The 20,229-nt window shown below is 72.1% G+C and carries 3 protein-coding genes; all 3 read left to right on the top strand.

Features of this window, described 5'->3' with window-relative positions:
* The first annotated feature begins 60 nt into the window (after nucleotides 1-60).
* Nucleotides 61-17,571, top strand: a complete 17,511-nt coding sequence (locus C9F11_RS31540) for a non-ribosomal peptide synthetase (RefSeq protein WP_138962442.1) — start codon at nucleotides 61-63, stop codon at nucleotides 17,569-17,571.
* 114 nt (nucleotides 17,572-17,685) lie between these two features.
* Nucleotides 17,686-18,915 carry a cytochrome P450 gene (locus tag C9F11_RS31545; RefSeq protein WP_138962443.1) on the top strand — a complete coding sequence of 410 codons (1,230 nt, stop codon included), beginning with the start codon at nucleotides 17,686-17,688 and terminating at the stop codon, nucleotides 18,913-18,915.
* A 1,014-nt stretch (nucleotides 18,916-19,929) separates the two neighbouring features.
* On the top strand, nucleotides 19,930-20,079 hold the full coding sequence (locus C9F11_RS47580; protein WP_171075889.1) for a hypothetical protein: 150 nt from the start codon (nucleotides 19,930-19,932) through the stop codon (nucleotides 20,077-20,079).
* Nucleotides 20,080-20,229: the final 150 nt, after the last annotated feature.

The following is a 20,229-nucleotide window of genomic DNA, read 5'->3' on the forward strand; positions in this document are numbered from 1 at the left end:
ACCTTTGCGCATGCAATTGGCCCGTCTGTGCAGGAAGACCCACCGAGGAGTTAACGCGAAATGATCCCTCTGTCCTTTGCGCAGCGCCGGCTGTGGTTCATCGACCGGCTCGAGGGCCCGTCGGCCACGTACAACATCCCGTTCGTGCTGCAGCTGGACGGAGCGCTGGACGTGGACGCCCTGCGCCTGGCGCTGCGCGACGTCGTGACCCGCCACGAGAGCCTGCGCACGCTGTTCGTCGAGGACGACGAGGGCAGGCCCGTGCAGCAGATCCTGCCTGCCGACGGCCTCCTGACGGACCTGCCGGTCATCGAGGTGGCGCCCGAGGGCGTGGACGCCGCGACGGCGGAGGCCGCGGCCTACCGGTTCGACCTCTCCCACGAGATACCGGTGCAGGCGCGCCTGCTGCGCACCGCCCCGGACGCCCACGTCCTGGTCCTCGTCGTGCACCACGCCGCCGCCGACGGCGAGTCGATCGTGCCGCTGAGCCAGGACCTGGCCACCGCCTACACCGCCCGCGTGGGCTCCCAGGAGCCGGGCTGGGCCGAACTGCCCGTCCAGTACAAGGACTACACGCTGTGGCAGCGCGAGTACCTCGGCGACGGCGACACCCCCGGCAGCGTCCTGCACACCCAGCTCGACTACTGGCGCCGCGAGCTCGACGGCGCGCCGCAGCAGCTGCGCCTGCCCACCGACCGGCCGCGCCCCTCGAAGGCCAGCCACCACGGTGACGTGGTCGTCTTCACCGTCGACGCCGACCTCGCCGCCGCCGTCGACGCGGTCGGCAGCCAGCGCGGTCTGACGCGGGCGATGATGATGCAGTCGACGCTCACCATGCTCCTCAACCACCTCGGCGCGGGCGACGACGTCTCCATCGGCCAGACCGTCGCGGGCCGCACCGACAGCGCGCTCACCGAGCTGGTCGGCTTCTTCGTCAACACCTGGGTGCTGCGCACGGACCTGTCGGGCAACCCGACCCTGGAGCAGGTCCTCGACCGCGTCCAGGACAAGGCCCTCGGCGCCTACGAGAACCAGGACGTGCCCTTCGAGCGGCTCGTCGAGGCGCTGAACCCGGAGCGCTCCACCGCGTACCACCCCTTCTTCCAGGTGATGTTCAGCTGGCAGAGCACCGCCCGCGTCGAGCTGGACCTGCCGGGCCTGAGCGTCGAGCTCAAGGCCATCGGCAACGAGACGTCCAAGTTCGACCTGGAGTTCAACTTCTCCTCCGACGAGCAGGGCCGCGTGCACTGCCACCTGGAGTACGCCACCGACCTCTTCGACCGGGACACCGTCGTGGAGATGGGCGAGCGCTTCGTCCGCATCCTGCGGCACCTCGCGGCCGACCCCACCATGCGCCTCGGCGCGGTGGACGTGCTGTCCGACGCCGAGCAGAACGTCCTCGCCGGACGCAACGAGACCGCGGAGCCCACCCCCGAGGGCACCGTCGCCCAGCTCTTCGAGCGGCGCGCCGAGCTGACCCCGGACGCCATCGCGGTCACCTCCGACGCGCAGGACCTGACCTACCGCGAGCTGGACGAGCGGGCCAACCGCCTGGCGCACGAGCTGATCCGGCGCGGCGCGGGCCCCGAGACGCTCATCGGCCTCGCCGTGCCGCGCACCGCGGACCTGGTGACCGCCCTCCTCGGCATCCTCAAGTCCGGTGCGGCCTACGTGCCCATCGACCCCCGCTACCCCAGCGCCCGCCTCGGCCACATCCTCTCCGAGGCCCGCCCGCAGCTGATCCTGACCGACTCCGCCACCGAGTCGGTGCTGCCCGCCGGCGACGCCCCCCTCCTCCGGCTCGACGAGGTCGACCTGGACAGCGGCGCCGCGGACACCCCCGCGGCCGCGCTGCACCCGTACAACACCGCCTTCGTGATGTACACCTCCGGCTCCACCGGCAAGCCCAAGGGCGTGGCGGTCACGCACATCGGTGTCGTCAACGGCGTGACGCGCCTGGCCGAGGTGGTCGGCCTGGAGTCGGGCTCGCGGACCCTCGCGGGCACCTCCGTGAACTTCGACGTCTCGGTCTTCGAGATCGTCACCACGCTGTCGGTGGGCGGCACCGTCGAGGTGGTCCGTGACGCCCTGGTCGTCGCCGAGCGCGGCGGCTGGTCCGGCAGCGTGATCAGCTCGGTCCCGTCGGTCTTCGCCGAGCTCCTGGACCAGGTGGGCGGGAAGATCCAGGCCGACACGGTCGTCTTCGGCGGCGAGGCGCTTTCCGCCTCCCTCGTGGAGCGGGCCCGGGAGGCGATCCCGGGCGTGCGCGTGATCAACCCGTACGGCCAGACCGAGTCGTTCTACGCGACCGCCTTCCACGCCGAGGAGGGCTGGACCGGCACGGCCGGCGCGCCCATCGGCGTACCGCTCGGCAACATGCGCACCTACGTCCTGGGCGCCGGCCTGAAGCCGGTGGCGCCGGGCGTCGTGGGCGAGCTGTACGTGGCGGGCGAGGTGGCGCGCGGCTACTTCGGCCAGGCCGGACTGACCGCCGAGCGCTTCGTGGCCGACCCCTACGGCCCGGTCGGGCACCGCATGTACCGCACCGGTGACCTGGCCCGCTGGAACGACCACGGGCAGCTGGAGTACGTCGGCCGTGACGACGCGCAGGTCAAGGTGCGCGGCTTCCGCATCGAGCCCGGCGAGGTGGAGGCGGCCCTGACCGCCCACCCGGGCGTCGCGAAGGCCGCGGTGGTCACGCGGCAGCACCAGGGCAGCACCCAGCTGGTGGGCTATGTGGTGGCCACGCAGCTGTGGGAGTCCGAGCCCGGCGCGGTGGCGAACGTCGGCGACCTCGACGTCGACCTGACGGCCGCCGTCTCCTCGCGCGAGCTGCGCAGGTTCGTCTCCGACCGGCTGCCGGAGTTCATGGTGCCGTCGGTGTTCGTGATGCTGGACCGGCTCCCGCTGGACCCCAACGGCAAGCTGGACCGCAAGGCCCTGCCCGAGCCGGAGTTCACCGGCAGCGACTACCGCGCGCCGCGCAACGAGGTGGAGGAGATCCTCGCCGGGGTCTACTCCGACGTCCTCGGCCTGGAGCGGGTCGGCATCGACGACGACTTCTTCGCCGTCGGCGGTGACTCCATCCGCTCGATCCAGGTGGTGGCGCGGGCCAGGACCCGGGGCGTGGAGGTCACGCCGCGGCAGATCTTCGAGGCCCGTACGGTCGCCGAGCTGGCCGAGCTGGCCGCCGACGGTGTCCAGACCGGACCCGTCCTGGAGGAGCTGGCGGGCGGCGGCACCGGCTTCATGCCGCATCTGCCGGTCGGCCACTGGCTCGACGAACTCGGCGCGGGCGTCGACCGGTTCACCATGTCGATGACCGTCGACCTGCCCGTCGGCATGGACGAGGCCGCCCTGGTCGCGACCCTCACGGCGGTCCTCGACCGGCACGACGCGCTGCGCTCGCGCCTGGTCACGGGCGAGCGGCCCGGCCTTGAGGCGTCCGCCCCCGGCACGGTCGACGCCGCCTCGCTCCTCCACCGGATCGCCTGCGACGGCACCTGGGCGGACGGCTGGCGCGAGCAGGCCGCCGCCGAGCTGGACGCCGCCGCCGACCGCCTGGCCGCCGAGGCCGGGGTCATGGCGCGGTTCGTGTGGTTCGACGCCGGTACCGAGCGCGCCGGACGCCTGATCCTCGTGCTGCACCACCTCGTCGTCGACGGCGTGTCCTGGAGCATCCTGCTGCCCGACCTGGCGGCCGCCTGGAAGGACGTCCGCGAGGGCCGCACCCCGGACCTCGCCCCGGTGGGCACCTCCGCCCGCCGCTGGGCGCACGCCCTGGCCGACGAGGCCGCGTCCGCCGAGCGCGGCGCGGAGCTGGCGCTGTGGCGCTCCATCGTCGCCGGACCCGACCCGGTCCTCGGCAGCCGCCCCCTCGACCCGGCCGTCGACACCATCGCGACGATCGAGTACGTCCGCAAGGACCTGCCCGTGGCGGCCACGGAGGCGCTCCTGACGAGCCTCCCCGCGGCCTACCGGGGCGGCGTCAACGACGGTCTGCTCGCCGCGCTCGCGCTGGCGGTGGCCAAGTGGCGCAAGCAGCGCGGCGTCGACGCCGCCGCCGCGTCCTCGCTCCTCCTGCGCATGGAGGGCCACGGCCGTGAGGAGGCCGCCGCGCCCGGCGCCGACCTCTCCCGGACGGTGGGCTGGTTCACCAGCATGTACCCCGTCCGCCTGGACGTCGCGGGCGTCGACCTGGACGAGGCCCTCACCGGCGGCGCCGCCGCGGGCACCGCCGTCAAGGCGGTCAAGGAGCAGCTGCTCGCCGTCCCGGACAAGGGCATCGGCTACGGCCTCCTGCGCTACCTCAACCCGGAGACCGCCGAGGTCCTCAAGCGCTACTCCACCGGCCAGATCTCCTTCAACTACCTGGGCCACTACTCGGGTTCGGCGAACATGCCGGAGAACCTGCGGGGCCTCGGCTTCACCCAGGTCGAGGGCACCACCGAGCTGGTCGCCGAGCTCGACGCCGCCATGCCCGCCCTCGCCGCGCTCAACGTCACCGCGTACGTCGCCGACGGCGAGCAGGGGCCGCGCCTGGCCGCCCGGCTCGACTACCCCTCCGGCCTCTTCACGCAGGCCGAGGTGGAGGAGCTCGCCGAGCTGTGGACCACCGCCCTGGAAGGCCTCGCGCAGCACGCCGCGCAGCCGGCCGCGGGCGGCCTGACCCCCTCCGACGTGCCGCTGGTGACGGTGGCCCAGGGCGACCTGGACGCGTGGGAGGAGAAGTACGCGGGCCTGACCGACGTATGGCCGCTGACCGCGATGCAGAGCGGTCTGCTGTTCCACACCGAGCTGGCCGGCGCGTCCTTCGACGCCTACCAGATGCAGTTCGACTTCCACCTCGCCGGTGCCGTCGAGCCGCAGCGGATGCGCGCCGCCGGACAGGCGCTCCTGGACCGCTACCCCAACCTGCGGGCCGCGTTCACCACCGACAGCGCGGGCGACCGCGTCCAGCTCGTGCAGAGCCACGTCGAACTGCCCTGGCACGAGGAGGACCTGAGCTCCTTCACGGGCGCGGAGCGCGACGAGCAGCTCAAGCGGTTCCTGGCCACCGAGCACGGCACCCGCTTCGACGCGGCCACGGCCCCGCTGGTGCGGATGTCGCTGATCAAGCTGGACGACGACGCGTGGGAGCTGGTCTTCACCGCCCACCACGCCCTGTTCGACGGCTGGTCGATCCCGCTGCTCATGCAGGACCTGATGCGTCTGTACGGCTCGGCCGGTGACGCCACGGACCTGGGCAAGCCGCGCAACTACCGTGACTTCCTGGCCTGGCTCTCCCGCCAGGACAAGGACGCCACCGCCGCCGCCTGGGCCGAGGAGCTCCAGGGCGTGGACGAGCCCACGCTGCTGCTGCCCGTCGGCTCCGACGAGCAGGGCGAGGCCTCGGGCGCCGGCCAGATCGACGTGCCGCTCACCGCGGAGCAGTCCCGTGCGCTCTCGCGCCGCGCGAGCGAGCTGGGCGTGACCCTGAACACCGTGGTCCAGGGCGCGTGGGCGATGCTCCTCGCGGGTCTGACCGGGCGTCAGGACGTGGTGTTCGGCGCCACGGTCTCGGGCCGTCCGCCGCAGGTGGCGGGCGTGGACGAGATGGTCGGCCTGTTCATCAACACCCTTCCGGTGCGGGTGGACTGCGCGCCCGGCGCCTCCCTCGGCAGCGTCCTGAGCACCCTCCAGGACCGCCAGGGCGCGCTGCTCGACCACCACCACCACGGTCTGCTCGACCTGCACCAGAGCACCGGTCTGCGGGCCCTGTTCGACACCATGGTGGTCTTCGAGTCGTACCCGATCGACAGCGCCGCGCTCAGCGAGGCGTACTCGGCCGCCGGGATCTCGGTGACCGGGATCAGCCCGCTCAGCGGCACCCACTACCCGCTGACGGTCATCGCGGTGGCCGAGCCGCACCTGAAGGTGAGCCTCCAGCACCAGCACCACCTGCTCGACCAGGAGCGTGCGCAGGACATCGCGGTGCGTCTGGGCCGCGTCCTGGCGCAGCTCGCCGAGGACCCGCGGGCCCCCTTCGGCTCGATCGACCTCCTCGAGCCCACCGAGCGCGAGCGGCTGCACGCCGTCAACGACACGGCCGCCGAGACGCCCGAGCTGACCATCCCCGGTCTCTTCGAGCGGCAGGTCGCGCAGGTCCCGCAGAAGACCGCGGTGACCTTCGACGGCGTGGCGTACACCTACGCCGAGCTGGACGCCCGCGCGACCCGGCTCGCCCAGGAGCTCGCCGGGCGCGGGGTGGGCCCGGAGACCGTGGTGGGCCTCGCCCTGCCGCGCTCCGCCGACCTGGTCACCGGCATGCTCGGCATCCTCAAGGCGGGCGGCGCCTATCTGCCGATCGACCCGAAGTACCCGAGCTCGCGCCTGGACCACATCCTGTCCACCGCGCGTCCGCAGCTGGTCCTCACCGACGCCGACACCGTCGGGGTGCTGCCCGAGACGGACGTCCCGTCGCTGTTCCTGGGCGACCTGGACCTCGAAGGACCCGCCGACGGCGCCCGGTTGGCGGCCGCGCGGCCGCACAACGCCGCGTACGTGATGTACACCTCCGGCTCCACCGGCACCCCCAAGGGCGTGGTGATCAGCCACGCGAACGTGGTCAACGGCGTGCTGCGGCTCGCCGAGCGGGTCGGCGTCGGCGCGGACACGCAGATGTTCGCCAACTCCTCGGTGAACTTCGACGTCTCGGTCTTCGAGGTCGTCACCACCCTCGCCAAGGGCGGCACCATCGAGGTGGTCCGCGACGCCCTGGTCCTGGCCGAGCGCCAGGAGGTGACGGCCAGCGTGATCCACACCGTGCCGTCCGTCTTCGCCGAGCTGGGCGACCGGCTGCCCGCCATGCCCGGCCTGGAGACCGTCGTCTTCGCCGGTGAGGCGCTGCCCGCCACCCTCGTGCACCGCATCCGCGAGACGCTGCCCGACGTGCGGGTCGTCAACGCCTACGGCCAGACCGAGTCCTTCTACGCCACCACCTTCGCCCTGGAGGCGGGCACCGCGTGGCAGGCCGCCGACAACACCCCCGTCGGCACTCCGCTGGGCAACATGCGCACCTACGTCCTCGGCGCGGGCCTCGCGCCGCTGCCGCCGGGCGTGGTGGGCGAGCTGTACGTCGCCGGGAACATCGCCCGTGGCTACTACGGCCAGGCCGAGCTGACCGCCGAGCGCTTCGTCGCCGACCCCTACGGCCCGGCCGGGTCGCGCATGTACCGCACCGGCGACCTCGGCCGCTGGAACGCCGACGGGCAGATCGAGTACGTCGGCCGCGAGGACGACCAGATCAAGATCCGCGGCGTGCGCGTCGAGCCCGCCGAGATCGAGGCCGCCCTGGCCACGCACCCGGCCGTCGGCCAGGCCGTCGTGGTCCCGCACGAGGGCGCGGGCGACAAGCAGCTCATCGCCTACGTGGTCCCCGACCTGGACGGCACCGAGTACATCGAGGAGTCCGCCAAGCAGGTCGACGAGTGGGAGCAGATCTACGACGAGGTCTACTCCGCCACCGGCACCGAGTGGGGCGAGGACTTCACCGGCTGGAACTCCAGCTACACCGGCGAGGAGATCCCGCTCGACGAGATGCGCGACTGGCGCGACGCGGCGGTGGCGCAGATCCTGCGCCAGGGACCGCGCCGCATCCTCGAACTGGGCGTCGGCTCCGGTCTGCTGATGGGCCACCTCCTCAACGACGACAACATCGAGGAGTACTGGGCCACCGACCTGTCCTCGCAGGTCATCGGCCGACTCGCCGAAGAGGTCGAGCAGGCCGGGTTCGCCGACAAGGTCACCCTGCGCCACCAGACCGCCGACGACACCACCGGTCTGCCCCGCGGTCACTTCGACACCGTCGTCCTGAACTCGGTGATCCAGTACTTCCCGCACGCCGCCTACCTGGACGACGTCCTCGCCAAGGCCCTGGACCTGCTCGCCCCCGGCGGTCGGATCGTGGTCGGTGACGTCCGCAACGCGGGCACGCTGCACCTGATGCGCACCGGCGTGCAGCGGACCCAGTACCCGAACGAGGCGCCGGCGGCGGCCCACGCGGCCATCGCCCGCTCGATCCTCACCGAGCCCGAACTGGTCCTGGACCCCGAGTGGTTCCACCAGTTCGGCGAGAAGCACGGCGCGGCCGCGGTGGACATCCGCCTCAAGCCGGGCCAGGCCCACAACGAGCTGACCCGGCACCGCTACGAGATCTTCGTGCACAAGGACCCGGTCGACTTCCTCGACGTCAGCGACGCGCCCGCCGTGGACTGGGGCCGTCAGGTCGGCGAGCTCTCCGCCCTGGAGGAGCTGGTCCGCGCCCAGGACGGTCCGGCGCTGCGCGTCACCGGGATCCTCAACGCCCGGATGATCGAGGAGGCCGACTGGGCCGCCGAGGTCAAGATCGTCGACGCGCCCCCCGCGGCCGAGTCCGCCGTCGACCCGGAGGCCCTGCACGCGTGGGCCGCCGCGCACGGCTGGAGCGTCCTCATGACCTGGTCGTCGGCGGCGGGCGAGAGCTTCGACGCCGTCGTCCTGACCGACCCCGACGCCGTCGAGCGGCCGGTGCGGGGCGCCTTCGTCCCGTCGCGCCGCGCCGACCTGTACCTGTCCAGCGACCCGGCCGCGGCCACCCAGATCGGTGTCCTGGTCGGCTCCCTGCGCGGCTACCTCCAGGAGCGGCTGCCCGCCCACATGGTGCCCGCCTCCGTGGTCGCCATCGCCTCCGTGCCGCTGGCCGCCAACGGCAAGCTGGACCGCAGGGCCCTGCCCGCGCCCGACCTGTCGGCGCAGTCCGGCGGCCGGGCCCCGCGCACCCTCCAGGAAGAGCTGCTCTGCGACCTGTTCGCCGAGGTCCTCGACCTGGAGCGGGTCAGCGTCGACGACAACTTCTTCGACCTGGGCGGCCACTCGCTGCTCGCCACCAAGCTCATCAGCCGCATCCGCGCCACCCTCGGCGCCGAGGTCGAGCTGCGCACCTTCTTCTCCCACCCGACGGTGGCGGGGATCGTGCCGCACCTGGACGGCAGCGTCCGCACCCAGGCACCCCTGGTCCGCGTGGCCGAGCGGCCCGAGCACCTGCCGCTCTCCTTCGCCCAGCAGCGCCTGTGGTTCGTCGACCAGTTCGAGGGCCCGTCGGCGACGTACAACATGCCGATCGTGCTCCGGCTGAGCGGTGAGCTCGACGTCCCGGCCCTGGAGACGGCCCTCAACGACCTCGTGGCCCGCCACGAGACGCTGCGCACGGTCTTCCCCGCGGTCAACGGCAGGCCCGAGCAGCGGATCCACTCCGTCGAGGACGCGCCGGTCACCCTGGCCGTGCGCGACGTCGACGGCGAGGACGAGCTGGCCACGGCCCTCACCGAGGCCGCCCGGTACGCCTTCGCCCTGGAGAGCGAACTGCCGCTGCGCGCCCAGCTGTTCCGCAGCGGTCCGCAGGAGAACGTGCTGTCCCTGGTGGTCCACCACATCGCGGCCGACGGCTGGTCCTACGCCCCGCTGGCCCTGGACCTGGCCGCCGCCTACACGGCACGCGTGGGCGGCGCCGCACCCCAGTGGACCGAACTGCCGGTGCAGTACGCCGACTACACCCTGTGGCAGCACGAGCTGCTCGGCGACGAGAGCGACCCCGACAGCCTCTTCAACAAGCAGTACGCCTACTGGGCCGAGCAGCTCGCCGGGCTGCCGGAGAAGGTCACCATCCCGACCGACCGGCCCCGCCCCGCCGTGCTCAAGGGCACCGGCGACCTGCTCCGCTTCACCCTGGACGCCGAGCTGCACCAGGGCATCGCGGAGCTCGCCAAGGCCACCGGCACGACGCCCTTCATGGTGCTGCAGACCACCATGGCGGCCCTGCTGACCCGCCTGGGCGCGGGCACCGACATCTCGGTGGGCAGTGGCATCGCGGGCCGGACCGACGAGAACCTGAAGGACCTGGTCGGCCTGTTCGTCAACCTGCTGGTGCTGCGCACGGACACCTCGGGCGACCCGACCTTCGCCGAGCTCCTGGCACAGGTGCGCAAGACCAGCCTGTCCGCCTACTCCCACCAGGACATCCCCTTCGAGTCCCTGGTGGAGAAGCTCAACCCGGAGCGCTCGCCCTCCGTCCACCCGCTGTTCCAGATCGCCCTGGCGCTCCAGAACAACGAGGCGGCCCAGTTCGAGCTGCCCGGCCTGCGCGTGCAGGCCGACGGCTCCGGCACCGGCACCGCCCGCTACGACCTGCTCCTGAGCCTCGACGAGACCTTCGAGGACCGGACCAGGCCCGCGGGCATCTCGATCGCCGCCGAGTACTCCGACGAGCTGTTCGACGCCGCCACCATCGAGACGCTGATCACCCGCTGGAAGCGGCTGCTCACCACCGCGGTCACCAACCCCTCGCACCGCATCAGCTACGCCGACCTGCTCACCCCCGAGGAGCGCAGCCAGCTGCTCGCGGCCGAGCGGGAGCAGCCGGAGCGGGTCGCCGCGCCCGCGACCTTCCCCGAGCTGTTCGCGGCCCGGGTGCAGGCGGCCCCGGACGCCCCGGCCGTGGAGTCGGCCGACGTCACGTGGTCGTACGCGGAGCTCGACGCGCGGGCCAACCGCGTCGCGCACTGGCTCGCCGCGCGCGGCATCGGTCTGGAGCAGCAGGTGGCCGTGGCCATGCCGCGCTCCGCGGACCAGGTCGCCGTCGCCCTGGGCATCCTGAAGGCGGGCGCCGCCTACATGCCCGTCGACCTGGACTACCCGGCCGACCGCATCACGTACATGGTCGACGACGCCGCCCCCGCCGCCCTCCTGGTGACGCGGGCCGCGATCGAGGACCTGCCGGAGGGCCTGGCCACCGAGGTCGTGGCCGTCGACACGGACGACGTGCAGGCCGCCTGGCGGACGAGCCCGGACACCGCGCCGGACACCGGTCTGACCCTGCACCACCCGGCGTACGTCATCTACACGTCGGGTTCGACGGGCCGGCCCAAGGGCGTCACCGTGACCCACGCGGGCATCGCCTCGCTCAGCCACTCCACCCAGGAGCGGCTCGGCCTCACCCCGGACGCGCGCGTCCTGCAGGTCGCGGCGCCGAGCTTCGACGCCGCCTTCTGGGAGCTGGTGCAGTCCCTGACCACCGGTGCGGCCCTGATCGTCCCGGCCGAGCGGCGCCTGGTCGGCGACGACCTGGTGCGCACCCTCGCCGAGCGCCGCGTCACGCACGTGATGCTGCCGCCCAGCGTGCTCGCCGCGCTGCCCGCCGACACCCCGCGCACCCTGACCGACCTGCGCACGGTGACCGTCGGTGGCGAGGCGTGCCCGCCGGGCCTGGCCTCCGCCTGGTCGCCGGGGCGTCGCTTCGTCAACGCCTACGGCCCCACCGAGACCACCGTCTGCGGCTCCATCTCCACCCCGCTGACCAGCGACCACACCCCGATCGGCACCGCCGTGGCCGACAACCGGGTGCGGGTGCTCGACGAGCAGCTCGCCCCGGTGCCCCCGGGCACGCCCGGTGAGCTGTACGTGGCGGGCCCGAGCCTGGCCCGCGGCTACCTCGGCCGCTCCGCGCTGACCGCCGAGCGCTTCGTCACCGACCCCTACGGACCCGCGGGCTCGCGGATGTACCGCACGGGCGACGTGGTGCGCCAGGGCGCCGACGGACAGCTGGAGTACCTGGGCCGCAGCGACGACCAGGTCAAGCTCCGCGGTCTGCGCATCGAGCCGGGCGAGATCGAGGCGGCGCTCGCCGAGCACCACAACGTGGCCCAGGCCGTCGTCCTCGTCCGCGAGGTGCGCGGCAGCAAGCAGCTCGTCGGCTACGTCGTCCCGGCCGGTGCCCGCGAGATGAAGGCGGAGCACTTCGACATCACCGCGGGCGTCTCCGCCAAGGAGCTGCGGCGCTTCGCCGCGGGCCGCCTGCCCGAGTTCATGGTGCCCTCGTCCTTCGTCCTCCTGGACGAGCTGCCGCTGACGCCGAACGGCAAGCTGGACAAGGCCGCGCTGCCCGAGCCCGAGGTGCCCGGCGGCGCCTACCAGGCGCCCCGCACGCCCGAGGAGCAGGCCCTGGCCGCCGCGTACGCGGAGGTCCTCGGCCTGGAGCGGGTCGGCATCGACGACGACTTCTTCGCCGTCGGCGGTGACTCCATCCGCTCCATCCAGGTCGTCTCCAAGGCCCGCGTCCACGGCATCGAGATCACGCCGCGCCAGGTCTTCGAGTGCCGTACGGTGGCCGCCCTCGCGGTGGCCGCCGCGACCGGCGGTCCTGCCGTGCCGGTCCGCGAGGAGATGGCGGGCGGCGGCGTCGGCTGGATGCCGCTGCTCCCGATCGCCCGCTACATCACCGAACTGGGCGGCGGTTACGACCGGTTCGTGATGTCCATGGCGGTGAACCTGCCGCGGGGCATCGACGAGAGCGGCCTGGTCGCCACCCTGGCCGCGGTCGTCGACCACCACGACGTGCTCCGCGCCCGTCTGGTCACCGCGGACGAGGCGGGCCTGGAGGCGGCCGAGCCGGGCACCGTCGACGTCGCGTCCCTGGTGCGCCGCGTCCCCTCCGCGGGGGACTGGCAGGACGCCGCCTGGCGCGACGAGGCGAAGGCCGCGCTCGACGCCGCCGTACGGGAGCTGGACCCGGCGTCCGGCGACGTGGCCCGGTTCGTGTGGTTCGACGCCGGACCGCAGACCGCGGGCCGACTGATCATCGTGCTGCACCACCTGGTGGTCGACGGCGTGTCCTGGCGGATCCTCGTCCCGGACCTCGCCGAGGCCTGGGAGCAGGTCCGCGAGGGCCGCACGCCCGACCTGGCCCCGGTGCCCACCTCGATGCGCCACTGGGCCCACGCCCTCACGGAGGAGGCCGCGTCGCCCGGCCGCACGGCCGAACTGGCCCTGTGGCAGAGCGTCGTGGAGGGCCCGGACCCGCTCATCGGCTCCCGGCCGCTCGACCCGGCGGTGGACGTCCGCGCCACCATGGAGTCCGTGGAGGTGCGCCTCGCGTCCGAGGCCACCGAGGCGCTCCTGACCGCGCTGCCCGCCGCCTTCCACGGCGGTCCCAACGACGGTCTCCTGACCGCCCTCGCCCTGGCCCTGACGCAGTGGCGCAAGAACCGCGGCGTGGACGAGTCCTCGCTGCTCCTGCGCCTGGAGGGCCACGGCCGTGAGGAGGCGGCGGCGCCCGGCGTCGACCTGTCGCGCACGGTCGGCTGGTTCACCACGATGTTCCCGGTGCGCCTGAGCGTCGAGGGCTTCGACGTCGACGAGGCCGTCGCGGGCGGCCGCTCCGCGGGCCACGCCATCAAGGCCGTCAAGGAGCAGCTCAACGCCATCCCGGACAAGGGCATCGGCTACGGCCTGCTGCGCTACCTCAACCCGGAGACCGCCGAGGTCCTCCGGGCGAGCCACGCCGGTCAGGTCACCTTCAACTACCTGGGCCGGTTCGCCGACGGCGACCAGCCGGGCGGCGGCGGTGGCTGGGCCATCGCCGGGGACATGGAGGGCATCGCCGCCGAGCTGGACGCGGACATGCCCGCCCTGGCCACGGTGGAGGTCAACTCCTACGTCGTGGACTCCGCGCAGGGCCCGCAGTTCAGCGCCTCCCTCAGCTTCCCCGCCGGGCTGCTCGCCCGCGAGGACGCGCAGGAGCTCGCCGACCTGTGGCACACCGCCCTCGAAGGCCTGGCCCGGCACGCCCGCACCCCGGGCGCGGGCGGCCTGACGCCCTCGGACGTCTCGCTGGTGAAGGTGCGCCAGCGCGACCTGGAGGCGTGGGAGGAGCTGTACCCCGGCCTCCAGGACGTATGGCCGATGACGGACGCGCAGTCCGGTCTGCTCTTCCAGAGCCAGCTGGCCGACACCTCCTTCGACGCCTACCACGTGCAGTTCGCGATGCACCTGGCCGGCGGGGTCGACCCGGAGCGGATGCGCGCGGCCGGGCAGACCCTGCTCGACCGGTACGCCAACTTCCGTACGGCGTACGTGTCCAGCGCCTCCGGTCAGCAGGTCCAGCTGGTCCTCGACCACGTCGAGCTGCCCTGGCAGGTCGTGGACCTGCGGGACCTCGGCGAGAAGGCGCAGGAGGAGGCCTTCGAGAAGCTGCTCGCCGAGGACCAGACGGCGCACTTCGACCCGGCGGCGCCGCCGATGCTGCGCATGACCCTGGTGCTGCGGAGCGACGACCTCTCGGAGCTGGTGTTCACCGTCAACCACGTGCTGTTCGACGGCTGGTCCTTCCCGCTCATGCTCCAGGACCTCATCCGCGCCTACGCGGCGGACGGGGACACCTCGTCGCTGCCGCGGGTGCGGCCCTACCGCGACTTCCTGGCCTGGCTCGGCAAGCAGGACCAGGAGGAGGCCTACCGGGCCTGGGCGCGGGAGCTCGACGGGGTCGAGGAGCCGACGCTGCTCGCCCCGGCGGCCGCCACCACGGCGGTCCCCGAGGGCCAGGACGCGACGGAGCACGTCGACCTGCCGCTGCCCGCCGGGATGGCGCAGGAGCTCCAGCGCCGCGCCGGTGAGCTGGGCATCACGCTCAACATGCTGCTCCAGGGCGCCTGGGGCGTGGTCCTCGGCCATCTGACCGGACGCCAGGACGTGGTCTTCGGTACGACGGTCTCCGGCCGTCCGCCGCAGGTCCCGGGCATCGACGAGATGGTGGGTCTGTTCATCAACGCCCTGCCGGTGCGCGTGCAGTTCACGCCGCGGGACACCCTCGCGGACCTGCTCACCGGGCTGCGCGAGCGCCAGGCGGTCCTGATGGACCACCAGAACCTCGGTCTGACCGAGATCCACGACGCCGCCGGTGTCGGCACCCTGTTCGACAGCATGATCATCTTCGAGTCGTTCCCGATCGACCGCGAAGGCATGAGCGAGGCGCACGGCGAGGCCGGCGTCGAGATCACCGGGATGCGCATCCACAGCAGCACCCACTACCCGATCACCCTGGGTGCCGACCCGGAGCTGACCATGGCGGTCGTGGAGTACCGCAAGGACCTCTTCGAGCGCCGTGAGATCGAGCGGATCGCCGCGCTCGTCGGCCGGGTCCTGGAGCAGCTCGCCGCGGACCCGCACACCCCGCTGTCCCGCCTCGACCTCGTGGACGAGGCCGAACAGGACCTGGTGCTGCGGCAGTTCAACGACACGGCCGCCGAGGTGCCCGCGAAGACGGCCATCCGTCTGGTCGAGGAGCAGGTCGCCCGCACACCGGAGGCCGTCGCGGTCGTCCACGAGGGCGAGCGGGTCACGTACGAGGAGCTGAACGCGCGGGCCAACCGGCTCGCCAGGCACCTCACCGCGCGGGGCATCGGCCCGGACACCCAGGTGGCCGTGGTCCTGCCGCGCACGCCGGAGCTGGTGGTGGCGATCCTCGCGACCCTCAAGTCCGGTGCCGCCTACGTCCCGATCGACCCCGGCTACCCGGGCACGCGTCTGCAGCACATCCTCGACACGGCGGGCCCGCGTCTGATCATCACCGACACCACGGTGGCGGACGTCCTGCCCGCGGGGGTGGACACCGAGCTGCTGCTGCTCGACGATGCGGACGTGTCGGCGTACTCCGCCGCGGACCTGGCCGACAGCGAGCGCACCGGCGTGCTGCTGCCGGACCACCTGCTGTACCAGATCTACACCTCCGGCTCGACGGGCCTGCCCAAGGGCGTGGGCCTGACCCACGCCAACCTGGTCAACGCCCTGCACGGCATGGCGGGCGAGGTCGGTCTCGGGTCGGGCCTGCGGATGCTGGCGAGCACCTCGATCGGCTTCGACGTGGCCAGCTTCGAGCTGTTCTTCACGCTCACCAACGGCGGCAGCGTCGAACTGGTCCGTGACGTCCTGGCCCTGGCCGAGCGCGACAGCTGGGACCTGGACGTGGTCAGCTCGGTGCCCTCGGCCTTCGCCGAGCTCGTCGACCAGCTGGGCGAGCGGGTGCGGCCCAAGGCGCTGCTGTTCGGCGGCGAGGCCCTCACCCCGGCCCTGGTGGGCCGCATCCGGGCCCAGTGGCCGGACGTGCGGATCGTCAACTGCTACGGGCCGAGTGAGGCGTTCTACGTCACCTCGCACGTCCTGGACAGCGAGGCTCCGTACGCCGCGGGGGTGCCCATCGGGCGCCCGCTGAACAACCTGCGCGGCTATGTCCTTACGCCGTCCCTGACCCCGGTCGCCCAGGGCGCCGTCGGCGAGCTGTACCTCGCCGGCGCGGGTGTGGGCCGCGGCTACCACGGGCGCACGGCGCAGACCGCCGAGCGCTATCTGGCCGACCCGTTCGGCGCCGCGGGCGGGCGCATGTACCGCACCGGTGACCTCGCCCGCTGGACCGCGGACGGGCACCTGGAGTACCTCGGCCGTGCCGACTCCCAGGTCAAGATCCGTGGCTTCCGCATCGAGCCCGGCGAGGTCGAGGCGGCGGTGGCGGCCCACCCGCAGGTCGCCCAGGCCGCGGTGGTGGCACGCGCCACGGCGGGCAGCAAGCAGCTGGTCGCCTACGCGGTGCCCGAGGACGGCGCGGAGCTCGAAGCGGCGCAGCTGCGCTCCTTCGTCGCCGAGCGGCTGCCCGAGTACATGGTGCCCGCGGCGTTCGTCACCCTGGAGCGGCTGCCGCTCTCGCCCAACGGCAAGCTCGACCACCGGGCGCTCCCGGCGCCCGACCTGAGCGGCACGGCGGCCTACCGCGCGCCGCGCACGCCTCAGGAAGAGGTCCTGGCGAGCCTGTTCGCCCAGGTCCTCGGGGTGGAGAAGGTCGGCATCGACGACAACTTCTTCGACCTCGGCGGCCACTCGCTGCGGGCCACGCGTCTGGTCAGCCGGATCGCGGCGGTCCTCATGGTCGAGGTGCCGATGCGGACGGTCTTCCAGGCGCCCACGGTCGCGCAGCTGGCCGAGAGCCTCTCGGCGGGCGGCGAGGGAACCGGGTCCGAGAACACCGACCCGTACGGCGTCGTCCTCCCGCTGAGGAGCGGTGGAAGCGGCACCCCCGTGTGGTTCATCCACCCCGGTTTCGGCCTCTCCTGGTCGTACCTGGGCATGGCCATGCAGCTCGGGGACCGGCCGGTGTACGGCATCCAGGCCCGCGGCTTCGACGGTTCGCCGATCCCGGAGAGCTTCGAGGCGATGGTTCTGGACTACGTGGAGCAGATCCTGGCCGTGCAGGAGGAGGGGCCGTACCACTTCGTCGGCCACTCCATGGGCGGCACCCTGTCCCACGCCGTCGCCGCCGAGCTCCAGAGCCGCGGTCACGAGGTGCCCTTCGTGGCGCTGCTCGACGCCGCGCCGACGAGCGCCTTCGTCTCCGAGGACGTGGTGCTGGACCGGTCGGTGGGCCGTGACTTCCTCGCGGGCTATCTGCCGGGCGAGGACGAGGACGCCGAGCGCCAGACCCTCGTCGAGAACGGCGCGCAGATCATGTCCGAGCACGTGCGCCTGGCGAAGGAGTTCACCCAGCCCGTCTACCGCGGCACGGCGCTGTTCTTCAACGCGACCCTGAGCCCGGAGGCCCAGGCCTCCTTCTGGGACGCGTACGTCGACGGGGACGTCCGCGTGAGCGACGTCCACGCCACCCACTTCGGCCTGACCGCACCCAAGGTCGCGGCCGAGATCTGCACCGTCATCAACCGCCACCTCGCGGACTGACGGAGCAGCACGTGGTGTCGGGTCCGGCCCACTCGGCCGGGCCCGGCACCGCCCCTTTCCCCCTCACCTGCCAGGTGAGGGGCCCACGCAGTCACACCGAGAAGAGAGAGATCCGTGACGGAGCAGATCACCACCCTGAGCAACAAGACCGTGAGCAACCCAGCGGAGTACGGGGCCCTGCGCGACCAGGGTTCCTTCTTCCGGGCCGCCATCGAGGGCCTGGAGTCCCCGGTCTGGTTCGTCGCCGGTTTCGACGACGCCAAGGAGATCCTCCACGACCCGCGTTTCATCCGTGACCAGTCGAAGCTGCCGGGCGCGGAGGGGCCGAGCCTCACCGACGAGATGCTCGAGCAGGTGGGCATGCCGCGGGAGTACTTCAAGTACTTCGGTCTCCTCGGTCTGTCCGACGGCGAGGAGCACACCCGGATGCGCAACGTCGTCGCGCGCGCCTTCACGGCCCGCCGCGTCAACGCGCTGCGGGCGGGTCTGGAGAAGAACGCGGCGGACACCTACGCGGCCCTGGCCGCGAAGAAGGAGGGCGACCTCGTCGCGGAGCTCGGCTACCCGTTCACCGCGGCCGCCATCTGCGAGCTCATGGGCGTCGAGGAGGCCGACCAGCCGAAGCTCATGGGCTGGATCATGGAGTTCGTGTCGTACGACACGGAGCGCCTGGTCTCTGCCATCGGCAGCATTATCGAGTACTACAAGGAGCTCATCGCACGCCGTCGCGCCGAGCCGACCGACGACCTCATCTCCGAGCTGACCAAGCCCGGGGGACCGGACCAGGATCTGCTGACCGATGACACCATCATCGCCATCTTCCTGCTCCTGACGAGCACGGGCATCGCGCCGCCCGCGCACTTCCTCGCGCAGGCGATCCTCGCGCTGCTGACGAACCCGGAGGAGCTGGCGAAGCTGCGTGCCGAGCCGAAGCTGCTCGCGCGGCGTGCCGTGCCGGAGCTGATCCGCTTCGCCACGTCCGTGCCGACCGGCGGTCCGCTCTACGCCGCCGAGAGCTTCGAGTTCCGCGGCTGCCCGGTCAGGACCGGTGACGCGGTGATTCCCTCGCTGCTCGGTGTCAACCACGACCCGCGGCAGTTCAAGGACCCGCTCAAGCTGGACGTCGCCCGTGACATGGGTCCCGGCGTCGGCCACCTCTCGTTCGGCAGTGGCTCGCACTACTGCACCGGCGCGGCACTGGCCCAGCTGGAGACGGAGATCGTCATCAACACGTTCCTGATCCAGAACCAGGGCATGGAGCTCGCGGTCAAGCCCGAGGAGCTCCAGTACTTCGACGTCCCCGGTAAGGGCACCGCTCTCGGCTCCCTCCCGGTGCGCTTCTGAATTCCCGCTTACGCCGCGAGGAAATCCGCACCAGAGGTCGTCCTGGCTCAACTCCCATGGAGCCCGGGCGACCTCGCCCTTTTCACCGAACGGCGCCAAGGGCTTAGGCAGTACTCAAGAGTGGAAGCCAAAGGAGGAATCGAAGGAGGCCGGTTGAGGGCCCGCCGTGTTCGTCTTCCCGTCTTCACGCGGCGTTCATCCAGCGGCGTGGTGTTGTGGCTAGAGGCTCTGGCTGGGCTATTTCGTGGCGACCTCTCCCTCAGTCGTCGAGTGCCATATGAAAACCGTACACGCCATGAGTAGGTGCCAACACCACGAACCGCGAACCGGAATGCGGAACGGCTGAAACCGAGCGCTATCCGGCTCGGACCGAACCCAAGGCCGAGCAGTGCTCCCCAATGAGCCCACCACATCGTCCTCTTGCCCTTCGGGGGCTTCCCCAAAGGGCAAAAGGCCTTGCCCGAAAGGGCAGCCACGGTGACCGCCCCCACGCGCCGAACGAGCGGATCGACCGTGGTTGGCGAAAACCAGACAGGGAACCGGAGGGCCGCGATAAACGATTGATCTCCGCCGCCGAGAAACCAAAAGGCCGAATCAGTGTGCACGGCTCCGCAATTTCGGCCCTGGCGAAAAGCCGGAAGAGGCGGGAAGCCGCCCGCCGCGACGTCGGGCGTGCGAGGGCGCGTGATGCCGCGCGCCTCCAGGTCTGGCCTGCGGTGACGGCTCCACGCCAGGGGGCGCCGCCATCGGCTTCTCACGGCTCGGTGCGGTGGGTCCCCCTCGGCATCCCGTGAGTTCCCCGCGGCTCGATGTCGCGACGGCGAAGGCTCCCGACTGGCCGGAAGTGGAGGCGGGACCCGGGGGCGATGGCGGTTGCCCCTCGCGGTCACCCGTCGCAGGGCCGTGGCTCGATAGCGCCCTTGACCGTCATCAAATGTCACGGCGAGCCTGTTCGAGCACCGAAGGCCCAGAAATGCACTCCGGTTTCCTGCACCACTCGCGCATGGAGGTTCCATGGACATCGAGATGAGCACCGAGGTGGAGAGCGACCTCGGCGAGCTAGAGGTACTCGAGATGGATGAACTGCACGTCAGTGGTTCGTCCACGGCCTACAACTACATCGCCAGGAACGCCGACCGCTCGTCGGACACAGCGGCGGGCTGACCGGCCCGGCCGCATCGTTCCGTGAGGAGCCCACACCACCTGTTCGTGGGCTCCTTCGGTTCTCCCTTCGCGATCGTCGAGGGTCGTACGAGCCCTTCCCGGGCGGGAGCGCCCTCGTGTATCCGGTCGGCCGCATCCGCCCGGAAGAGG

The organism is Streptomyces sp. YIM 121038 (assembly GCF_006088715.1).
GTDB lineage: Bacteria > Actinomycetota > Actinomycetes > Streptomycetales > Streptomycetaceae > Streptomyces.